The organism is Nocardioides aromaticivorans (assembly GCF_013408525.1).
Taxonomy (GTDB): Bacteria; Actinomycetota; Actinomycetes; order Propionibacteriales; family Nocardioidaceae; genus Nocardioides; species Nocardioides aromaticivorans.
Genome location: NZ_JACBZM010000001.1, coordinates 1,303,584 through 1,323,354 on the forward strand (window position 1 = coordinate 1,303,584; position 19,771 = coordinate 1,323,354).

Here is a 19,771-nt window from a genome sequence, read left to right on the forward strand (position 1 = left end):
CCAGCGTACCGGCGAAGTGGCCCCAGACCTCAGTTGGCGAGGCTGCGGCGAGACGAGCGCTCCACCACGGCCGTGGCGACCTGCGCGGCCTGGGCGCGGATCTCGGGGATGGCGGTCGACTCCCACAGCGTGCCCTTGCGCGGCGGACCGACGAGGTGGAGGTCCGGGACCGGGTTGCCGGCGGCGTCGACGACCTGCCCCTCGGCGGTCGTGTCGAGGCCGAGCGCGAGGCGGTCGGGACGGACCGTGCCGCGCGCGAGGAGCGACTGGAGCAGGGGGTCCGCGCTCTGGCGGACGTCGGAGAGGGGGCCGGTGCAGTTGACGACCGCGTCGACGTCGTACGACGTGGCGTCGGTGGTCGTCACGCGACATCGCTCGCCCCGGTCCTCGGCCGTCGCGATGCTGCTGGCGCGGACGTGGAGGCGGCCCTCGTAGCGGTAGCGCTGCAGGCGCAGGGCGACGTCGGGCGCCATCCGGTGGCGGCGCACCTCCCAGTCCCGGGCGTAGACCTCGAGGAAGCGGACCCGCTCGGCGTGCGGCAGCCGGCGCCACAGGTCCTGGGTCGCGGGCCGGACGCCGTCGACGACGGCGCGCCAGTTCACGCCGCGCTCGGCGGCGGCCGCGCACTCCTCGGCCAGCGCCGTGGCGATCTCGTCGGCGCTCACCGGGCCGGGCCCCTCGGGGACCTTCGTGACCCACGCCGTGTGCGCCTGGCCGACGTGCGGCTTCGGCAGCAGGCCGTTGCGGCTCAGCATGGTGACCTCGCGTCCGGGGCCGTCCTCGAGCAGCGTGATCACGGTGTCGATGGCGGTCAGGCCGGTGCCGACGACCACGACGGAGGCATCGGCGGGCAGCGCCCGCAGGCGGGCCAGCTCCCACGGGTTGGCGACATGCCACGGCGCCTCAGGGAGGGCCTCGCCCGTGGTCGAGGCGACCAGCGGACGGGGCGGCTGGTTGCCGTGGGCCAGCACGACGGCGGAGGCCTGGCTGCGCGAACGCTCGGTGACGATCTCGAAGCCGGTCTCCGTCGGCACGACGTCGAGCACCCGGCCGGCACGCACCCGGAGCCGGTCGTCGGCGACGTCGGCCAGCCGGTCCTGGAGGTAGATCGCGTAGTCGGCCCGGGGCAGGAAGCCCTGCGGGTCGCTGCTGCGGCCGGTCCGCAGCGCCCAGTCGAGGAGGTCGGACGGCGAGTCCGGGAAGGCGCTCATGTGCCGCGCCCGGACGTTGAGCAGGTGACGTTGGTCGTTGGTGCCGTAGGCGATCCCGCGCCCGACGATGCCGCTGGCCTCGTGGATGACCACCTCGAGGTCCGGGTCGTCGGAGCGCACCAGCAGGTTGATCGCGGTCAGCACGCCGCTGGCGCCGCCACCGATCACCGCCACCCGGTTGCGCTGGCCGACCTGCCCGGGCTGCGGCGTACCCGCCTCCGTCACCGTCATGCGAGTGAGTCTAGCGAATCACTTGACTTTGGGCCGAGTTGCCAGTTTGGCGCGTTGACTTGCCGATATGGCGGCTTGAGTTGCCAGTTCTGTCGACCCACGCAGGCAGAACCGGCAACTCGGCGGACCAGACCGGCAAGTCGACCGGCCAGACCGGCAACTCGACCGGCCAGACCGGCAAGTCGGCGGGTGGGGGTCAGGCGCCGAGGTTGCGGAGGAGGAGGGCCTCGGCGAGCAGGACCTTCTCGAACTCGGCCAGGTGCAGGCCCTCGTTGGGGCCGTGGGCGCGGGTGTCGGGGTCCTCGACGCCGGTGACCAGCACCGACGCGGCAGGGAAGCTCTCGAGGAACTCCGCGATGAACGGGATCGAGCCGCCGACGCCCATGTCGACCGGCGGGGTGCCGTCCCAGGCCTCGGCGAAGGCGGCGCGGGCGGCGTCGTACGCCGGGCCGGTGGCGTCGATCGCGATCGGCTCGCCGGTGTCGACCACCTTGGTGGAGAGCTCGGCGCCCCAGGGGACGTTCTTCTCCAGGTGGGCCTGGAGGCAGGCGACGGCGTTCTGGCCGGTGTCGCCCGGCGCGATCCGGACGGTGACCCGGGCGCGGGCGACGGGCGAGAGCGTGTTGGAGGCGCCGTCGACCTTGGGGGCGTCGAAGCCGGTGACGGTCACGGCCGGCTTGGTCCACAGCCGCTCGACGGCGGGGCCGCTGCCCACCCAGGACAGGCCGGGGATGGCGCCGGACTCGGCGCGCAGCCGCTCCTCGGGGTAGTCGACGTCGGCGGCCGGGCCGCTGACGAGGCCCTCGATGGCGGAGCCGCCGTCGGCGTCCCAGAGCGTGTCGAGCAGGCGGACGAGCGCCATGATCGCGTCGGGCTCGAGGCCGCCCCACATGCCCGAGTGGACGGCGTGGGTGAGCGTGCGCAGCTCGACGTCGACGCGGATCAGGCCGCGGAGGCTGGTGGTCAGGGCGGGCACGCCGATGTCCCAGTTGCCCGAGTCGGCGATCACGATGACGTCGGAGCGCAGCCGGTCCTCGTACTTCTTCAGCAGCTGCGGCAGGGTCGCCGAGGCGACCTCCTCCTCGCCCTCGATGAAGAGGCGGACGGTCACCGGCAGCTCGTCACCGAACGCCCGCAGCGCGGCGAGGTGGGTGATGATGCCGGCCTTGTCGTCGGCGGCACCGCGGCCGTAGAGGCGGCCGTCGCGCTCGGTGGGCTCCCACGGCGGGCTGTCCCAGTCGGCGTGGTCGTTCTCGGGCTGGACGTCGTGGTGGGCGTAGAGGAGCACCGTCGGCGCGCCCTCCGGTCCCTTCTTCTCCCCGATCACGGCGGGCGGGGCGCCGTCGAAGGCGCGCACGATCTCGACGTCGACGCCCTCGGCGGCGAACAGCTCGGCAGTGACGCGAGCGCTCTCCTCGACCTGGTCGAGGCGGGCGGGGTCAGCGCTCACGGACTGGATGCGGACAAGTGCCTCGAGGTCCGATCGGACACCCGGCATGAGGCCGGCGAGACGCGTACGCAGGTCGGTGGTGGTGACAGGTCCGGTCATGGGCCCAACCTATGACAGCCCCGCCCCCGCGCCACATCCGGCATGATCGACCGATGACGCTTTCTCGGAGCATCATCGCGACCGCCGTCGGCACCCTCCTCCTGCTGGGCCAGACGGCCTGCTCGGGCGGCGAGGACAGCACCGACGACGACGGCGACGGGGACCGCGGTCCGACCTCCTCCACCGCCGGCGACCAGGAGCCGGCGCAGTTCCGCAAGGTCGTCGCCGCAGGCGCTCCCTCGGCCTGCACGACCAGCCCGACCGCCCAGCCCGCGCCGGACTCGACGACGACCGCCTGCGACCTCGAGGGAGTGGCCTACCAGCTCGGCCCCGCCGAGCTCGTGGGCGGTGTCGACCGGGCCGAGGCCGCCGAAGGACCCGACGGCGGATGGCTGATCACGATCGACCTCGACACCGAGGCGGCGGCCACCTTCGCCGACCTGACGACCGAGCTCTCGGGCACCGGCCAGCAGGTCGCGATCGTCTCCGGCGGCACGATCATCAGCGCGCCGACGATCCAGGCCCCGATCACCGACGGCCGGGTGCAGATCGCCGGCCCCGAGATCTCCCAGGTCGAGGCACTCACGCTCGCCGACGCCCTCGAGGCCGACTGAGCGACCCGTCAGAGCGGGAGGTACGACGACAGGTCGGTCCGCTCGCCGCTCGCCCGGACCCCGCCGGACTCGACCGCGGTCGGCCAGGCGAGCGCGCCGGTCGCCAGCGCGATCCACGTCGCGGCGTCGGTCTCGATGACGGCGGGCGGCGTACCGCGGGTGTGGCGGACGCCCTCGATGACCTGCACGGCGGCGTAGGGCGGCACCCGGACCTCGACGGACCGGCCGGGCGCGCGCTCCTCGAGGACGGCCAGGAAGTGCTTCACGAGCAGCTTGAGGTCGGCCCGCTCGGCGGTGTCGGCAGCCATCCGGTCGAGCGCCTCGGCGACGGCGGCGGGGTCGGCGGGCTTGAGTCGCGCGGGCATCAGTCGCCCTCGGGGAGGTCGGGATAGGGCTGCACGAGCAGGAAGACCGAGTAGGTGTCGCGGTCCTCGCCCTGCGGCGCGGCGCGGCCGGCGTCCCGGAACCGCTCGACGACCTCCTCTACCTCGCGGGCGAGCTGGTGGGCCTCGTCGGCGGTCAGTCGTACCGACCACTCGGAGATGTTGCGGCGCTCGCTCTCCCCCTCCGTCTCGGCGAAGGCCCGCTCCACCAGGTGCTGGCCCCACTCGACGGCGTTGCGGCGGAACACGGTGTACGCCGCCCGCCCGCCCGGCTGCGCGAGCATGTCGGCGGTCCGGAACCTGATCCCGTCGGGGTCGACCAGCCGCCAGACCCGGTCGCGGCGGTCGCGGCCGGCCTCCGGGTCCTCCTCGACGAGGCCGTACTTCGCGAGCTGGCGCAGGTGGAAGCTGGCCTGGTTGGCCGGCACGTCGATGCGGCGGGCGATGTCGGCGGCGCGCAGCGAGCCCGCGGCGGACAGCTCGTGGAGGACCCGGTTGCGCGTGGGATGCGCGATCGCGCGGAGGATCCGCGGGTCGTCGTACAGGACCATGGCGGCAGCCTACCGGCGATGCGCACCACTAGTTGCGCAACAACTCTTGCGCAATTGTTGTTGCGCAACATACGGTGCGGGTATGCCGTCGTACCGGACCCTCGCCCGCAACCGCGACTTCACCGCGCTCTGGGTCGGGGCGACGGTCTCCGAGCTCGGCAGCCGGGTCACCACCTTCGCGATGCCGCTCGTCGCCTACGCGATGACCGGGTCGGCGCTGTGGGCGGCGGCGGCCGAGGCCGTCTTCCTGCTCGGCATGGTGGCCATGCTGCTACCGGCTGGGGTCCTCGCCGACCGGCGACACCGGCTGCGCATCATGCGCTTCTCGCTCGGGTCGGGCGCCCTGCTCTACGCCTCGCTCGTCGTCGCGGGCGCGACCGGACTGCTCACCCTCCCCCACCTGCTCGCCGTGGCCCTGCTGACCGGGATCGCGACCGGCCTCTTCGCCCCCGCCGAGTACGCCGCCATCCGCACCGTCGTGGCCACCGACGAGCTGCCGACCGCGCTGAGCCAGCAGCAGGCCCGCCAGCACGTCGCGGCCCTCGTCGGCGGCCCGGTCGGCGGCGCCCTGTTCGGCCTCGCCCGCTGGGCGCCCTTCGCCGCCGATGTCGTCACCTACGTGCTCGGCTGGCTGCTCCTCGGCCGGGTCCGCGCCGACCTCTCCCCGACCTCCCCGACCTCCCCGACCTCCCCGACCTCCCCGACCTCCCCGGCCGACCGGGCGCGCCCCCTGCACGACCTCGGCGACGGGCTCCGCTTCCTCTGGGGGCGCCCCTTCCTCCGGGTCCTGCTGCTGTGGTCGCCCGCGGCCAACCTGGCGATCAACGCCCTCTTCTTCACCGCCCTGCTACGGCTCGTCGAGGCGGGTTTCCCGGCGTGGCAGATCGGCCTCGTCGAGACGGCGATCGGCGCCTGCGGGATCCTGGGCGCGATCGCGGCACCCTGGCTGATCGACCGCTTCCACACCGGCCGGCTGACCGTCGCGATCGCCTGGAGCTTCGTGCCGCTCTCCATCCCGCTCGCCCTCTGGAACCATCCGTGGGCGATGGCGCTCGCCGCGTCGTTCGGCCTGTTCCTGAACCCGGCGGGCAATGCCGGGGTCGGCTCGTACCGGTTGGCGATCACGCCTCCGGAGCTGGTCGGCAGGATGCAGTCGACGATGCAGTTCGCCTCGATGGTCACGATGCCGCTCGCGCCGGCCCTGGCCGGTGGCCTGCTGGCGGTCCTCGACGGCCGCGACGCGGTGCTGGCACTGACCGGCCTGACCGCCCTGGTCGCGCTGATTCCGACGCTCTCGCTGTCGGTCCGCTCGGTCCCGCGCCCCGCCGAGTGGCCGCGGCTGCCCGATCCCGAACCGGCGCCCCAACCGGCGCCCGTACCGATCGGCTGAACCCACCCGGACACCCGCACCGTTGCTGCCACAATGACGCCCATGCGTCTCCGTCGCCCCGCTGCAGCCGTGCTCGGCCTGCTTGCCGTCCTGCCCACCCTCGCCGCCTGTGGGGGCGACGGGAGCGAGGTCAAGGTGGGCGACATCGTGGACGCGCGCACGGACGACCAGTTCGTGTCCGAGGGCAAGGCATCGTCGATCGCGCTGCCGATCGGACGGCTCGAGGTCAGCGCCGGGCGGCCCACGACCAAGCTCGCCGCCAACGACACGGCCCAGCTCGAGGCGGTCGACGCGCCCGACGGCAGCACCTTCGTCCCGATCACCTGGCAGTACGACGCGGGCACGTTCGGCGACTACGACGACTACCTCGAGTCGGACGCCACCCCGGTCGTCGACCTGGTGGCCGACAAGGTGACCTACCGCATCCCGGCGCCGGAGCCGAGCGGGACCGGGGCCGACTCCTTCTACGTCCTGGTGGAGGGCGACGGCAAGGACGCCAGCCTGGAGGTCGACTTCGACGGCGTCAGCCAGAGCGTCGACCTCGCCACCGGCGACCGCGACGAGGGCGCGGCGGCCGGCCTCTACGACCTCAAGCCCCGCCGGGAACGCACGGCCTCCTGCACGGCCGACTCCGAGTTCGACATCGAGCCGCCGTCCCGGCTGTCCGACTACGCCTGCAGCGTCACCCGCACCGCCCGGCTCCCGTACGCCGGCGGGCAGTGGGCCGAGGACGGCGAGACCTGGCTCGCCGTGACCGTGCGGACCACCCTGCGCCGCTACGACCAGATCAACACCGACCGGCGCTCGGGCGCGGTCTACCTCGCCGGATCGGTGGAGAGCACCTTCCGGATCGGCAAGACCAAGCCGACCGAGGTCCTCGAGGACAAGGCGCTGACGACCTGCCCGGACGAGGTCCGCGGCGGCTGCGTCGTGGTCTACCACCTGATCTTCAAGGCCGGCGAGGACACTCCGTCCCGGCTGAGGATGGACCAGACCTACGTCCTCGCCCTGAGCGGCGTCTGGGGCGGCTCCGAGGGCAAGGACTCGGTGAAGCTGACCAACGAGGCCAGCATCAAGCTGCGCTGACGGATCAGCCGGCCGGCCAGGTCAGCTGCAGGACCACCGGCCCTGCCGACGAGGCGAGCTCGAGCTCGGCGTCGATCGGACCGCCGTCGGGTGTCCAGCCATCGTCCTGGGGCCACGGGATCGGGCTGGCACCAGCGCCACCCACACCGGCGACGGTCTTCGTCGTCCAGTGCTCGCAGGCGGGGCACTCGTTGCTGCCCGAACCGGTCCCTCCCAGTGCGACCGTGCTTCGCCGGAACTCGAAGTACTGACCCGGGTCCGGGTAGACGACCGCGATCAGCGCGGCCTCGACACGGTCCCGCACCTGCTGGACGTCCAGCCGCACGCAGGCCCGCCCGGCGGCAGTCTCCGCGCAGGTGACGGCCGCTCGCGCCTCGGCGACCCCTGTCCGCACCGAGCTGGCGAGAGCGAACTGGCGCAGCCCCCGGTCGGTCTGGACGACCCAGCCGTCGACCATCCGCGCCGACGAGGCACGCCAGGGCCCGACCCAGCGCGCCGTCGACCGCGGGCAGGCCGACGCACCGCAGGCGGGCCGGTCGACGCTCGCCCCGGGACTGCGTTGGCGCAGCGTGAGCGGCTGCGCCCAGTGTCCGGCGGACGGTGTCACGCTCACCCGGCTCCGGTAGTGCCAGGCACCGCCGTAGCGGGCCTTCTGCTTGACCGCGCAGATCTGCATGCCCGGCTCGCTGGCGCACCGGTAGTCGGAGACGTCCCAGCGAACGGCCGCCTGGGCTGCCGCGGCCGGCAACAGAAGGGCGACGAGCGGCAGCAGGAGGACGACGAGCAGACCGGGACGGCGACTCACACCACCACGATAGCCTCGGTCAGCGGCCGAGCGCCGCCGGCAGCGTCGCGGTCCAGGCGGCCCGCAGCTCGTCGAGGGCGACCTCGAACTGACCCTCGACCGCGAGCACGTCGCCACCCGTCGTACCGAGCTCGGTGGCGGGCACGCCGTGGCGGGCCGCGACCGTCATGAGCTCCTCGACCTTGTCGGCGGGCACGGTGACGATCGCGCGGGCGGTCGACTCGGAGAACAGGCCGACGAAGGCGTCACCCTCGAGCGCCACGCGCGCGCCGACGCCGCTGACCATCGCGGCCTCGGCCAGCGCCTGGGCGAGGCCGCCGTCGGACAGGTCGTGCGCGCTGGTGGCGACGCCGACGAGGTCGCGCAGGGCGAGGGCGAGGTTGTGCTCATTGGCGAGGTTGACCGCCGGCGGCCGGCCACCGAGGTGGTCGTGCACGACGTGCGCCCACTCCGAGCCGGAGAGCTCCTCGTGGGTGGTGCCGAGCAGGACGATCCGCTCGTCCGCGGCCTGGAAGGCCGAGGGGGTACGACGGCGCACGTCCTCGATCACACCGAGGACCGCCACGACGGGCGTCGGCAGGATCGCGGTCTCGCCGGTCTGGTTGTAGAGGCTCACGTTGCCGCCGGTGACCGGGATGCCGAGCTCGAGGCAGGCGTCCTTGAGGCCCCGGCAGGCCTCGGCGAACTGCCACATCACGGCCGGGTCCTCGGGCGAGCCGAAGTTGAGGCAGTCGCTGACCGCCAGCGGCTGCGCGCCGCCGGTGGCGACGTTGCGGTAGGCCTCCGCGAGCGCGAGCTGCGCGCCGGCGTACGGGTCCAGCTTGGCGAAGCGGCCGTTGCAGTCGGTCGAGATGGAGACACCGAGGTGGGTCTCCTCGTCGACGCGGACCATGCCCGAGTCGGCCGGCTGCGCGAGGACGGTGTTGCCCTGGACGTAGCGGTCATACTGGTCGGTGATCCACGACTTGTCGCAGAGGTTCGGGCTGGCGACCATCTGCAGGAGGGTCGCGCGGAGCTCGTCGCCGGTGGCCGGCCGGGCGAGCGCCTCGGCGCCGTCGGCCTGCAGGGCGTCCTGCCAGTCCGGGCGGGCGAACGGGCGCTCGTAGACCGGGCCGTCGTGCGCGACCGTCCGCGGCGGGACGTCGACGACGGTCTCGCCGTGCCAGTCGATGACCAAGCGGCCGGTCTCGGTGACCTCGCCGATGACCGAGGCCTCGACGTCCCACTTCGTGGTGATCGCGAGGAAGGCGGCGATGTCGTCGGGCTCGACGACGGCCATCATCCGCTCCTGGCTCTCGCTCATGAGGATCTCCTCGGGCGAGAGCGTCGAGTCGCGCAGCGGCACCTTGTCGAGGTGGACGTGCATGCCGCCGTCGCCGGCGGACGCGAGCTCGGAGGTCGCGCAGGACAGGCCCGCGCCGCCGAGGTCCTGGATGCCGGCGACGACGCCGGCCTTGAAGAGCTCGAGCGTGCACTCGATGAGCAGCTTCTCCATGAACGGGTCGCCGACCTGGACGCTGGGGCGCTTGGCCGGGCCGTCCGCGTCGAAGGTCTCGGAGGCCAGCACCGAGACACCGCCGATGCCGTCGCCGCCCGTGCGGGCGCCGTACAGGACGACGAGGTTGCCCTCGCCGGACGCCTTGGCGAGGTGCAGGTCCTCGTGGCGCAGCACGCCGATGCAGCCGGCGTTGACGAGCGGGTTGCCGAGGTAGGTCGCGTCGAAGACGGCCTCACCGCCGACATTGGGCAGGCCCAGGCAGTTGCCGTAGCCGCCGACGCCGGCGACGATCCCGGGCAGCACCCGGTGGGTGTCGTCGGCGTCGAGCGGGCCGAAGCGCAGCGGGTCGACGACCGCGACCGGCCGGGCGCCCATCGCGATGATGTCGCGGACGATGCCGCCGACACCGGTCGCGGCGCCCTGGTAGGGCTCGACGTACGACGGGTGGTTGTGGCTCTCGACCTTGAAGCTGACGGCGTAGCCCTGGCCGATGTCGATGACGCCGGCGTTCTCGCCGATGCCCGCGAGCATCGGGCCGATCGGGGTCTCCTGGGGGATCTCGCCGAACTGCCGCAGGTGCACCTTGGACGACTTGTAGGAGCAGTGCTCGCTCCACATGACCGAGTACATCGCCAGCTCGGCCCCGGTGGGCCGGCGGCCGAGGATCTCGCGGATCCGGGCGTACTCGTCGGCCTTCAGGCCCAGCTCCGACCAGGGCTGCTCCCGGTCCGGGTCACCGGCCGCCACGGCCACGGTGTCGAGGGTCGAACGAACGGGTGCGGAAGCGGTGTCGGCCACGGGCGCCAATCCTATCGCCGCTCCCGGCGGATCACTTCTTCCGCTCCCCCATGAGATCGCCCACCGGCCGGGTCGCGAGCTGCCGGAGCACCTCGTCGCGGTCGGCGGCACTGTGGCCATACACCGTCACCGACCACGGCGCGTCCCGGTAGAGCAGGGCGACCTTGTACTCCCAGTCGCCGCGACGCGGCGAGATGTACCACCGGAAGAAGTCCCGCCAGCGGGTGACCGCGCCCTGCACGTCCTGGGCCGAGTACTCCGCGTGGGCCGCGTCCCAGTCCGACCACTCCGAGTAGTGCACGCGGACCTGGCCGCCCGACGACGCACGCACCCGGCAGTCCGCCTCCGCGCCACGGTTGCCCATCGTGGCGCTGCAGCGCGGCCCGTCGGCGTCGGGGAAGACCCACACCAGGCCCTCGGCGCCCCGCGGCTTCCCGCAGTCGGCGACGTCCTCGGCCGGCCTACCGTCCCAGCACGTGTACGACGCCTCGCCGGCCGTCTGCGTGACGGGGTCCTCCGCCCCGGCTCCGGTCGGCGTGGCGTCGGCCGCGCCGTCGGACGCCCGCTCCCCTCCCCCGGCCGCGGGGTCGTCGTCACCGCCCGCCAGCAGCAGCGCGGTGCCGACGCCGACCACGACCGCGAGCACCGCGGCCAGGAGCACCAGCAGGACCGACCGTCCGCGGCGGCGCCCGCCCGGCGGGCCGACCGGCGGCGGCGCTGCCGGGAGCGGGACGACCGGAGGCGGCGCGAACGGCTGTGGTGCCGGGGGCGGCGGGGGCGGAGCAGCGCCCGGGGACGCCGGGAGGGTCACCTCGGAGGCCTTCTCGAAGGACACCGGCTGCGTCGGAGCCGCCGGCGCGACGCCGCAACGCGAGCAGGGCTGCACGAGGTCGGCTCGCGGCGCCCCGCAGTGGGTGCAGAAGTTCATGGTCGTCCCCCTGGTCCGGCCTGCACGTCGAGGTCCTGGAGCGCGTCGACCTGGCTGCCCGGCACCGGGCCGAGGCCGAGCAGGTCGGTCACCAGGTTGGCCACGGCCGCGTTGCGCACGGGCGGCACGGCGTCGTACGACGGTTGTGCGTCGCCCGGATCGGCGTAGTCCGGGTTGAGGACGTACAGGTCCTCGGCGGCGACGCCCGGTCCCCAGACCACGAACGGCACCTGGAAGTCCACGAGCGCGCTGGCGTCGCCGTGGTCCTTCCCGCCGGGCGGCCCGCCGTGGTCGGCCGTCACCACCACGATGGTCTGCGCGGCCCGCCTCGGGTCCTCCTCGATCGCGTCGACGACCCGCCCGATGGCGTCGTCGGCCCGGGTGACCGCGGCGTCGTAGGCGGGGCTGTCCCACCCGCTGGCGTGGCCGGTCGCGTCGGTGAGGCCGATGTGGAGGAAGACGAGGTCGCGGCGGGCGCCCTCGAGGTCGTCGACCACGGCGTCGGTGAGGGCGGCGAGGTCCTCGTCGACGACGAACTCGTCGATCGTGCCGGGCCACGAGCGGTCCCACATCCGGAACTTGGTCTTGCCGGCGAACACCGCCGAGCTGCCGCCGGCCGCGTGGATGACGGAGAAGACCGAGGGCACCCCTGGGCGGACGTTGCGCGGCGAGTCGACATTCCAGGTGACCCCGTGACCACCCGCGGCGGCGTCGATCCGGCGGCCGGTGACCATGCCGGTGTGGTTGGGCAGCGTGACGGTGCGCTCGACGGCGGTGCGGGCGTTCAGGGTCCCGGCCCCGCCCTCGAGGAGGCCGGTGAGGACGGGCATCTGCTGGGGTGTCACGGCGTACGACGCCAGCCCGTCCACCGACACGACGACGACCCGGGGGTGCCGGGGCAGCCGGGCGGGGCGGCTCTCCGGTGCGGGGCCGCTGGTCGTCGGACCGCTGGGCGCGGAGCCGGCCGGGACGTCACCGCCACCCTGCGCCGGTGCGTCGTCGCGGGACCACCAGAACGCGGCGCCGACGAGCAGCAGGACGAGCGCGACGAGGGCCGCCACGTGGAGGGGCCTGGCCTCCGGAGCCTTCGAGGTCGCCGGCACGGGCGCGAGCGTATCGATCAGGATGCGCGGGCGCTGGCCGACGGGGAACCTCGCGGGAAGTCACCTCGCGGCCGGAGGATTTCCGGCCGCGAATGAACTACACGGTTGTAGTTCGCCCCGAACCCTGTTACTGGTGTGAAAGTTGTGGTTATCGTGACGTGGCTTCCGACAGCCTGATCCGTCTTCCCCTGGAGTTGTCCGCCATGTCTGCCCGGCTCGCCCCCTTGTCCGCCCTGCTCGCGGCGGTGCTCGCAGTGACGCTCCTGGGACCCCTGCGCGGTGACCGCGAGGACGCGACGGACCAGCCCGTCGACCTGCTCTCCGCGAGCACCAACCGGCCGACCCCCGGCAGCTTCCGGGGCTATGGCTTCGACCAGTGCCTGGCGCCCAGCCAGGCCAAGATGGACGCCTGGATGGAGCATTCGCCGTTCATGGCGGCGGGCATCTACATCTCCGGCAACTCCCGCGCCTGCCGCGACCAGCCCAACCTGACGGCGACCTGGGTGCGCAACCAGCTGGCGCGCGGGTGGCGGCTGCTGCCGATCACCCTCGGCCCGCAGGCGAGCTGCTCCACGCGCTACCCGAAGTACGGCTCCCGGGTCGACCCGGTGATCAGCGCCGACCCGACCGACGGCTACGCCAGGGCCAAGGCGCAGGGCAAGCTCGAGGCCGATCGGGCCGTGACGGTCGCGAAGGGCCTCGGCATCGTGCCGAGGAGCACGCTGTTCTACGACCTCGAGGCCTTCGACATCGGCAACGGCGCCTGCAAGGCGTCGGCCATCCGGTTCGTGCACGCGTGGACGCAGCGACTGCACCAGCTCGGCTACAAGTCGGGCTTCTACTCCAGCGCCGGCTCCGGCATCAAGATGATCGACTGGGTCTACCAGAACTACCCGGAGACCTTCGCCCTGCCGGACACCCTCTGGATCGCCCGCTGGGACGGCAACGCCAACACCTCCGTCAGCACCGACTACCTGTCCTCGAAGGCCTGGCTGCCGGGCGGCCGGCTGAAGCAGTACCAGGGTGGCCACAACGAGACCTGGGGCGGCGTGACGATCAACATCGACCGCAACTTCCTCGACCTCGGCACCGGCATGCGGGTCGCGGGCGAGACCCACTGCGGCGGCGTGGCCGTCGACCTGCCGGCCTATCTCGCGATCAAGATGCCCACGTCGACGTACACGCCCCCGGCGGACCGGGTGAAGGCGCTGCAGTGCCTGCTCACCGAGAAGAAGCTCTACGCCGGCACGATCAACGGCCGCTACGACCTCGCCACGCGCCGGGCGGCGTACGCCTGGCAGCGCAGCCGCGGCTTCGCGACCAACTCGACGTGGGGCCGCCGCGACTGGATCACGCTCACCACGGCCGGGGCGACGCCGGTGCTGAAGTACGGCTCGACCGGCGCCTACGTGCGCCGCGTCCAGCGGGCCCTCAGCGCGGCGATGCCCGACCGCAAGGTCCAGGTCACCGGTGTGTACGACGCCGCGACCGCGGCCCACGCGGGTGCCTACCGGCGCCAGGTCGGCATGTCGTCGTACAACATCGTCAACACGGCGACCTGGGCGAAGCTCCAGGCCGGGAGGTTCTGAGCCGGCGGCCCAGGATCAGGCGAAGGCCTTCTCGACGAGCGAGGTGAAGAAGCCGAGCCCGTCGAGGCCGCTGCCGGTGAGCTCCTCGACCGCGTGCTCGGGGTGCGGCATCAGGCCGACGACATTGCCGCGCTCGTTGGTGACGCCGGCGATGTCGTTGAGCGAGCCGTTGGGGTTGACCTCGAGGTAGCGCGCGACGACCTGGCCCTCCCCCTCGATCCGGGCGAGCGTCTCGGCGTCGGCGACGAAGCCGCCCTCGCCGTTCTTCAGCACGATCCGGATCTCCTGGCCCTGCGTGTAGGCGGAGGTCCACGGGGTCGTGGCGTTCTCGACGCGGAGCAGCTGGTCGCGGCAGACGAACTTGCGGTGGTCGTTGCGGATCAGCGCGCCCGGCAGCAGGTGGGACTCGCAGAGGATCTGGAAGCCGTTGCAGATGCCGAGGACGGGCATGCCGCCGTTGGCCGCCGCGACGACCTTCTCCATGACCGGCGCGAACCGGGAGATGGCGCCGCAACGGAGGTAGTCGCCGTAGGAGAAGCCACCCGGCAGGATCACCGCGTCGACGCCCTTGAGGTCGGCGTCGCCGTGCCAGAGGGCGACGGCCTCGTTGCCGCCGATGCGGACCGCGCGCTGCGCGTCGACGTCGTCGAGCGAGCCCGGGAAGGTGACGACGCCGACCTTCACTGCTGGCCCTCGACGCTGACGGTGTAGTTCTCGATGACCGGGTTGGACAGCAACGTCTCGGCCATCTTCTCGACCTCGGCGATCACCGCGTCGGTGACCTCGCCGTCGATCTCGATCTCGAACCGCTTGCCCTGGCGGACGTCGGTCACGCCGGTGAAGCCCAGCCGGGGCAGTGCGCCCTGGACGGCCTTCCCCTGGGGGTCGAGGATCTCGGGCTTCGGCATGACAGCTACGACGACTCGGGCCACGGCCTGCAGTCTAGGGCCACCGCCGCTCGCGGCTCGATTCGGCGGGGTTTTCGGACGCCCCTCGCGGGGGATGACATCGGTCGTCGTACTCAACGTCCCGGGGGAGAGACCATGGCCACCGAGCTCGCCGTCGAGCTGTCCGACCTGCGCGGCTGGAGCCGCCAGGTCGACCGCGCCGGAGATGACTGCACCACGTTGTCGTCGTACATCGCGACCCAGGTGCCCGATGGCGACTTCGGTCGCATCCTGTCGCTGATCAAGGGCGACTACGAGTCGATGGCCCGCACGGTCGAGCAGGCGCTCGCCACCGACGGCACGCGGCTCGGCCTGACGGGCGACTCGCTCGGCAAGACGCTGCGCCACTACATCGACACCGACGAGCACGTGTCCCAGAGCTTCGGCGTCGGCGCCCGCATCACCGACGACGGCAACGTGGCCGCGGCCTTCACCGACACCGGCGTCAGCACGGCCGCGCCGCCGAGCGTCAGCGGGGAGACGCTGCCCGAGGTCAGCTTCGGCTGGCTGTTCGACAAGGCGTGCGAGCTGATCAGCTGGGTGGGCGGCCCCGACCTGCGCGCGTGGGTCACCGAGCAGATCGCCGGAGACGTCGCCAAGGCCTCCACGCAGGCCTCGGCGTGGGCCAACGCCGCGACCGCGATGCGCGCCGTGCAGGGCAACCTCGACCGCGGGGACGGCGCGATCGCGCTGACCTGGAAGGGCGACGCGTCCGTCGCTGCCGGCGCCTATCTCGACCAGTGGATCAGCTCGCTGCGCGAGCAGGCGGCGTCGATGGACCAGATCGGCCAGTACCTCCTCGACATGGTCGAGCAGTCGGTCGAGATGGCCCAGGTCGTCGTCGACATCGTCAAGGAGATCATCAGCATCATCAGCGCGGGCTGGTCGATGGCGTCGATCCCGATCTACGGCCAGATCAAGCTCGTCGACAAGGTCAAGGACGCCATCAAGCTCGTCAACGACGCACGCAAGGTGATCACCGTCTTCTGGAACACGATCAAGCTGGTGGTCGACAGCATCAAGCTGACGATCACGGTGTTCGAGAGCGAGTCCCTGCCGGCTGCGCCCTCCCTGCCCGGGGTGCCCGCGTGAGCATGCCCTACCCGCAGCCGGCGGCCGAGCGGGCGTGGCAGGAGCTGCGGGCGACGCTGGCCCGGGCCCGCGCGAACCTCGACCGGGTCCGGGCGGTGCCCACGACCACGCCCGAGGAGCGCCGCGAGCTGCAGCGGGTGGCGGCCTCCGGCGCGCTCGGGCCCGAGATGCGCGAGCTGGCCCGCCACGTCGAGGCCGGGCGCACGACCTGGGCCGACGTGTTCGAGGGGACGTCGCCGTACACCGACCTGCTGCGCCCGCACCTGGACCGGATGGTCGCGCTGCACGGCGAGAGCGTGCGGCGACAGATCGAGGCGGACCCCGAGTTCGACCCGATGGCCCCGCACGATGACATGTGAGGATGGCGCGGTGTCGACCGAAGACGGCCACCGGACCGGACCGCTCGCCCAGGCCGGGGTGGCGATCGCCAGCCTCGCCGAGGCGTGGCTGCGCGACACCGCCTACGTCGCGGTCGGCCTGCTGGCCCTCGTCACCGTGGTCTGTGGCTTCGCCGCCGCGGACGACCTCGCCTACGGCGTCCTCGGCCTCGTCGCCGGCCTCGGCGCCTTCGGGGTGCCCACCGCAGCGGTGGTGCGTCGGGCCACGGCGAGCCAGGTGTGGCTCGCCCTCCTGATCGGTGCTGCGATCGGCGGCGGCGGGCTGGCCCTCATCCTCTCGGCCTGACCGGGCCGACCGAGCGTGTGCTGTCCGGCCCACCGGCAGGGCAGACTGGCTGCATGAGCACTCCCTCCCGCCCCGTGCCCGGCGCGTCCCCGCTCACGCTGGAGTTCCCCCAGTCCCTGGCCGTGTACGACGACTACGAGTCCGCGCAGCGCACGGTCGACTTCCTCGCGGACGAGAAGTTCCCGGTCGAGCACTGCATGATCGTCGGCACCGACCTCAAGCGGATCGAGCGGATCACCGGTCGGCTGACCACCGGCCGCGTGGCCCTCGGCGGGATCATGTCGGGCCTGTGGCTGGGCCTGTTCGTCGGCCTCATCTTCAGCATCTTCACCGAGGAGAACACCCTCGCGGTGATCGTGTCGACGGCCGTGATCGGCGCCGCGTTCGGCGTGATCATGGCGCTCGTCGGCTACGCCCTGTCGGGCGGCAGGCGCGACTTCTCGTCGGTCAGCGCCGTCGTCGCGACCCGCTACGAGGTGCTGGTCGAGCACAAGGTGGCCGCGCAGGCCCGGGAGCTCCTCGCGAAGCTCCCGGGCGCGCTGCCGAACCCGTTCAGCTGAGAAGGCGGCGTCCGCCCACCCGTCGCTGTCGGCCTGCCGCCAGACCGAGGTAGGACCTACGGAGGGCAACCGCGGCGCGGCAGCGTGGCGCCCGGGGCGGAGCCACGTCGGGGCGCGCCCGCGGGCCGAGCGCAGCGAGCGCCCGTGCGGTGCGCCTCGACCGGCGACACGCTCGCGCGATTGAGCTAGCTCAGCTCGCGCTTGAGGATCTTGCCGGTGGCGGTCATCGGCAGGGCCTCGACGATCTCCACGATGCGCGGGTACTTGTACGCGGCCATCTGCTCCTTGCCCCAGGCCACGATCTCCTCGGGGGTGGCGGAGGCACCCGGCTTGAGGATGACGTGCGCCTTGATCTCCTCGCCGTGGCTCTCGTGCGGGACGCCGATGACGGCCGCGAGGGAGATCGCCGGGTGGGTCAGCAGGACCTCCTCGATCTCGCGCGGGTACACGTTGAAGCCGCCGCGGATGATCATGTCCTTGGAGCGGTCGACGATGTAGTACCAGCCGTCGGCGTCCTTGCGGCCGAGGTCGCCGGAGCGGAACCAGCCCTCGTCGTTGATCGCCTCGGCGGTGGCGTCGGGCCGCTTGTAGTAGCCCTTCATGATGTTGTGGCCCTTGATCGCGATCTCGCCGATGCCGTCGGGGTCCTTGACCTCCTCCCAGCTGTCGGGGTCGATCAGCTTCATCTCGACGCCGGGGATCGGCGTACCGATGGAGCCGACCCGGATGTCCTGGCCCAGGCGCGAGAAGCTGGCGACCGGCGAGGTCTCCGAGAGGCCGTAGCCCTCGAGGATGGTCACGCCGAAGCGCTCCTCGAACTGGTGGTGGACCTCGACGGGGAGTGCGGCACCACCCGCGACCGCGACGCGGAGGTTGGCGGCGAGGGTCTTCACGTCGACCGTGTCGTCGAGCGCGTTGAGCAGGCCCCAGTACATCGTCGGGACGCCGGCGAAGAAGGTCACCGACTCCTTGAGCATCAGCGCGATGGCCGGCGCGGCCTCGAAGCGCGGCAGCATCACGACGGTCCCGCCGAACGCGAAGCCGCCGTTCTGGATGACGGTCTGGCCGAAGGAGTGGAAGAGCGGGAGCACGCACAGGAAGGTGTCGGGCCGCTCGGGGTCCGCGCCGAAGAGGTCGGTGCCGGCGAGCGCGTTGTCGCGCATGTTGCGGTGCCGCAGCTCGGCGCCCTTGGGCTGGCCGGTGGTGCCCGAGGTGTAGAGGATGACGGCCGTGTCGTCGTCGTCCACGTCGACGGTGTCGAAGGTCGGCGCCTGGCCGGCGAGCGCCTGGCCGAAGGTCTCCGTGCCCTCGATCGGCGACGGCGCGGCGGGGTCGGCGGTGACGACGAAGAAGTGCTCACAGCCGTCGGCCTGCTCGAAGCCGGCGTGGGCCTCGGCGCCGATCGGCAGGTCCGGGGTGCCCTGGAAGGCGAAGTACGCCTTCGCGTCGGAGTCGCCCAGGTGGTAGGCGACCTCGCGGCCCTTGAGCAGCACGTTCAGCGGTACGACGGTCGCGCCGGCCTTGAGGATGCCGTAGTAGATGATCGTGAAGTACGGCAGGTTCGGGCAGCTGATGGCGACCTTGTCGCCCGGCTGGATGCCCCGCGAGACCAGCAGGTTGGCCACCTGGTTGGCGGCACCGTTGACCTGCGGGTAGGACAGGCGGGTGTCACCGAAGACGATGGCGGTGCGGTCGGGGTAGTTCTGGGCACTGTTCTCGAGGAATCCGGCGAGGTTCGTCATGGCGCACAACCTACGTGCCGCCCGTGACCGCGGTCACTGTGCGCGGGACCAGACCGTGCCGACGGGCGATGTGCCCGGGACCAACCCGGGCCGCGCTCAGAAGGTGGTGCCGGTGAGCCGCTCGTAGGCCTCGATGTAGCGCGAGCGGGTCCGCTCGACGACCTCGGGCGGCAGCGGCGGCGGGGCCTCGCCCGACGCCTTGTCCCAGCCGCTCTCGGCGGACAGCGCCCAGTTGCGCACGATCTGCTTGTCGTACGACGGCTGCGCGCGACCCGGCTGCCAGTCGTCGGCGGGCCAGTAGCGCGAGGAGTCCGGGGTGAGCACCTCGTCGGCGAGCACGATCGGACCGCCGGCGCCGGTGACGCCGAACTCGAACTTGGTGTCGGCGAGGATGATCCCCTGCTCGCGGGCGATCCCCTCGGCGCGGCCGTAGACCTGCAGCGTCAGGTCACGCAGCGCGGCGGCGGCGTCGGCGCCGACGGTGGCGACCACGGCGTCGTACGACACGTTCTCGTCGTGGTCGCCGAGGTCGGCCTTCGTGGCCGGCGTGAAGATCGGCTCGGGGAGGCGGCTGCCGTCCTCGAGGCCGGCCGGGAGCGCGATGCCGCAGACCTCGCCCGACGCGCGGTAGTCGAGCAGGCCGGAGCCGGTGAGGTAGCCGCGGGCGACGCACTCGACCGGGAACATGTCCAGCCGCTCGCAGACGACCGCGCGACCGCGGACGGCCTCCGGGACGTCGGTGGAGACGACGTGGTTGGGGACGAGCGAGGCGAGCTGCTCGAACCACCACAGCGACATCCGGGTGAGGATCTCGCCCTTGTCGGGGATCGTCGTCTCGAGCACGAAGTCGAAGATCGAGAGCCGGTCGCTCGCGACCATCAGCAGCTTGCCGGTGTGCGGGCCCTCGGTGACCTCGTAGAGGTCGCGCACCTTGCCGGAGTGCAGGTGGCGGTGGCCGGGGAGCTCCGGGGCGGGCGGGATGTTCGCGAGCGTCACGGGTGACAGCCTAT

The 19,771-nt window shown here is 72.6% G+C and carries 20 protein-coding genes; 8 read left to right on the forward strand and 12 right to left on the reverse strand.

Annotated elements, in window-relative coordinates; genetic code table 11:
* Window positions 1-29: 29 nt before the first annotated feature.
* Together BJ993_RS06165 and BJ993_RS06170 are read right to left on the reverse strand one after the other, a co-directional pair.
* Entirely contained in the window at window positions 30-1,442 is a 1,413-nt protein-coding gene (locus BJ993_RS06165) for an FAD/NAD(P)-binding protein (protein ID WP_179648085.1), read from the reverse strand.
* Window positions 1,443-1,638: 196 nt separating this feature from the next.
* On the reverse strand, window positions 1,639-2,991 hold the full coding sequence (locus BJ993_RS06170; RefSeq protein ID WP_179648086.1) for a dipeptidase: 1,353 nt from the start codon (window positions 2,989-2,991) through the stop codon (window positions 1,639-1,641).
* A gap of 53 nt (window positions 2,992-3,044) precedes the next feature.
* Between BJ993_RS06170 and BJ993_RS06175 the strand changes: the two genes are divergently transcribed.
* Window positions 3,045-3,605 (forward strand): SecDF P1 head subdomain-containing protein, encoded by a 561-nt coding sequence (locus BJ993_RS06175; RefSeq protein ID WP_179648087.1) that lies wholly within the window; start codon window positions 3,045-3,047, stop codon window positions 3,603-3,605.
* Window positions 3,606-3,613: 8 nt separating this feature from the next.
* On the opposite strand, the gene BJ993_RS06180 is transcribed toward BJ993_RS06175, so the two are convergent.
* On the reverse strand, window positions 3,614-3,970 hold the full coding sequence (locus tag BJ993_RS06180; RefSeq protein WP_179648088.1) for a sterol carrier family protein: 357 nt from the start codon (window positions 3,968-3,970) through the stop codon (window positions 3,614-3,616).
* Window positions 3,970-4,539: a winged helix-turn-helix domain-containing protein gene (locus BJ993_RS06185; protein ID WP_179648089.1), complete on the reverse strand. Its 570-nt coding sequence runs from the start codon at window positions 4,537-4,539 to the stop codon at window positions 3,970-3,972. Before BJ993_RS06185 ends, BJ993_RS06180 begins: the two co-directional genes overlap by 1 nt.
* An 82-nt stretch (window positions 4,540-4,621) precedes the next feature.
* Here BJ993_RS06185 and BJ993_RS06190 point away from each other — a divergent pair, with 82 nt between their 5' ends.
* Window positions 4,622-5,929: an MFS transporter gene (locus BJ993_RS06190; RefSeq protein ID WP_179648090.1), complete on the forward strand. Its 1,308-nt coding sequence runs from the start codon at window positions 4,622-4,624 to the stop codon at window positions 5,927-5,929.
* A gap of 42 nt (window positions 5,930-5,971) precedes the next feature.
* Entirely contained in the window at window positions 5,972-7,015 is a 1,044-nt protein-coding gene (locus BJ993_RS06195) for a hypothetical protein (protein ID WP_179648091.1), read from the forward strand.
* Between the two features lie 4 nt (window positions 7,016-7,019).
* Here the strand turns inward: BJ993_RS06195 and BJ993_RS06200 are convergent, their stop codons facing one another.
* Genes BJ993_RS06200 through BJ993_RS06215 form a run of 4 tightly spaced genes read right to left on the reverse strand, consistent with a single transcriptional unit; the run spans window position 7,020 to window position 12,147 of the window.
* Complete coding sequence (locus BJ993_RS06200; protein ID WP_179648092.1) at window positions 7,020-7,820, reverse strand: hypothetical protein; 801 nt, start codon at window positions 7,818-7,820, stop codon at window positions 7,020-7,022.
* 19 nt (window positions 7,821-7,839) lie between these two features.
* Complete coding sequence (gene purL, locus BJ993_RS06205; RefSeq protein ID WP_308645494.1) at window positions 7,840-10,116, reverse strand: phosphoribosylformylglycinamidine synthase subunit PurL; 2,277 nt, start codon at window positions 10,114-10,116, stop codon at window positions 7,840-7,842.
* Window positions 10,117-10,147: 31 nt separating this feature from the next.
* Window positions 10,148-11,044 (reverse strand): hypothetical protein, encoded by an 897-nt coding sequence (locus BJ993_RS06210; RefSeq protein ID WP_179648094.1) that lies wholly within the window; start codon window positions 11,042-11,044, stop codon window positions 10,148-10,150.
* On the reverse strand, window positions 11,041-12,147 hold the full coding sequence (locus BJ993_RS06215; RefSeq protein WP_179648095.1) for an alkaline phosphatase family protein: 1,107 nt from the start codon (window positions 12,145-12,147) through the stop codon (window positions 11,041-11,043). Before BJ993_RS06215 ends, BJ993_RS06210 begins: the two co-directional genes overlap by 4 nt.
* Window positions 12,148-12,350: 203 nt before the next feature.
* On the opposite strand from BJ993_RS06215, the gene BJ993_RS06220 reads away from it, so the two are divergent.
* Entirely contained in the window at window positions 12,351-13,736 is a 1,386-nt protein-coding gene (locus BJ993_RS06220; RefSeq protein ID WP_179648096.1) for a glycoside hydrolase domain-containing protein, read from the forward strand.
* A gap of 15 nt (window positions 13,737-13,751) precedes the next feature.
* Here BJ993_RS06220 and purQ read toward each other — a convergent pair whose 3' ends face one another.
* Window positions 13,752-14,420, reverse strand: coding sequence for a phosphoribosylformylglycinamidine synthase subunit PurQ (gene purQ / locus BJ993_RS06225; RefSeq protein WP_036548644.1), 669 nt, complete (start codon window positions 14,418-14,420; stop codon window positions 13,752-13,754).
* The gene (gene purS, locus BJ993_RS06230) at window positions 14,417-14,668 is read right to left on the reverse strand and encodes a phosphoribosylformylglycinamidine synthase subunit PurS (protein WP_036548646.1); all 252 of its coding nucleotides are present in this window, start codon (window positions 14,666-14,668) and stop codon (window positions 14,417-14,419) included. The genes purQ and purS overlap by 4 nt, the downstream gene beginning before the upstream one ends.
* Before the next feature lie 111 nt (window positions 14,669-14,779).
* On the opposite strand from purS, the gene BJ993_RS06235 reads away from it, so the two are divergent.
* From BJ993_RS06235 to BJ993_RS06250, 4 genes are read left to right on the forward strand one after another with little or no spacing between them, the layout of a single operon-like run.
* Window positions 14,780-15,775, forward strand: coding sequence for a WXG100 family type VII secretion target (locus tag BJ993_RS06235; RefSeq protein WP_179648097.1), 996 nt, complete (start codon window positions 14,780-14,782; stop codon window positions 15,773-15,775).
* A complete protein-coding gene (locus BJ993_RS06240; RefSeq protein ID WP_179648098.1) occupies window positions 15,772-16,134 on the forward strand; it encodes a hypothetical protein in 363 nt (120 codons plus the stop codon). The genes BJ993_RS06235 and BJ993_RS06240 overlap by 4 nt, the downstream gene beginning before the upstream one ends.
* A gap of 10 nt (window positions 16,135-16,144) precedes the next feature.
* Window positions 16,145-16,459: a hypothetical protein gene (locus BJ993_RS06245; RefSeq protein ID WP_179648099.1), complete on the forward strand. Its 315-nt coding sequence runs from the start codon at window positions 16,145-16,147 to the stop codon at window positions 16,457-16,459.
* Between the two features lie 53 nt (window positions 16,460-16,512).
* A complete protein-coding gene (locus BJ993_RS06250) occupies window positions 16,513-17,019 on the forward strand; it encodes a YflT domain-containing protein (RefSeq protein ID WP_179648100.1) in 507 nt (168 codons plus the stop codon).
* Between the two features lie 185 nt (window positions 17,020-17,204).
* Here BJ993_RS06250 and BJ993_RS06255 read toward each other — a convergent pair whose 3' ends face one another.
* Window positions 17,205-18,761 carry a long-chain-fatty-acid--CoA ligase gene (locus BJ993_RS06255; protein ID WP_179648101.1) on the reverse strand — a complete coding sequence of 519 codons (1,557 nt, stop codon included), beginning with the start codon at window positions 18,759-18,761 and terminating at the stop codon, window positions 17,205-17,207.
* Between the two features lie 96 nt (window positions 18,762-18,857).
* Entirely contained in the window at window positions 18,858-19,757 is a 900-nt protein-coding gene (locus BJ993_RS06260; protein WP_179648102.1) for a phosphoribosylaminoimidazolesuccinocarboxamide synthase, read from the reverse strand.
* Window positions 19,758-19,771 lie beyond the last annotated feature (14 nt).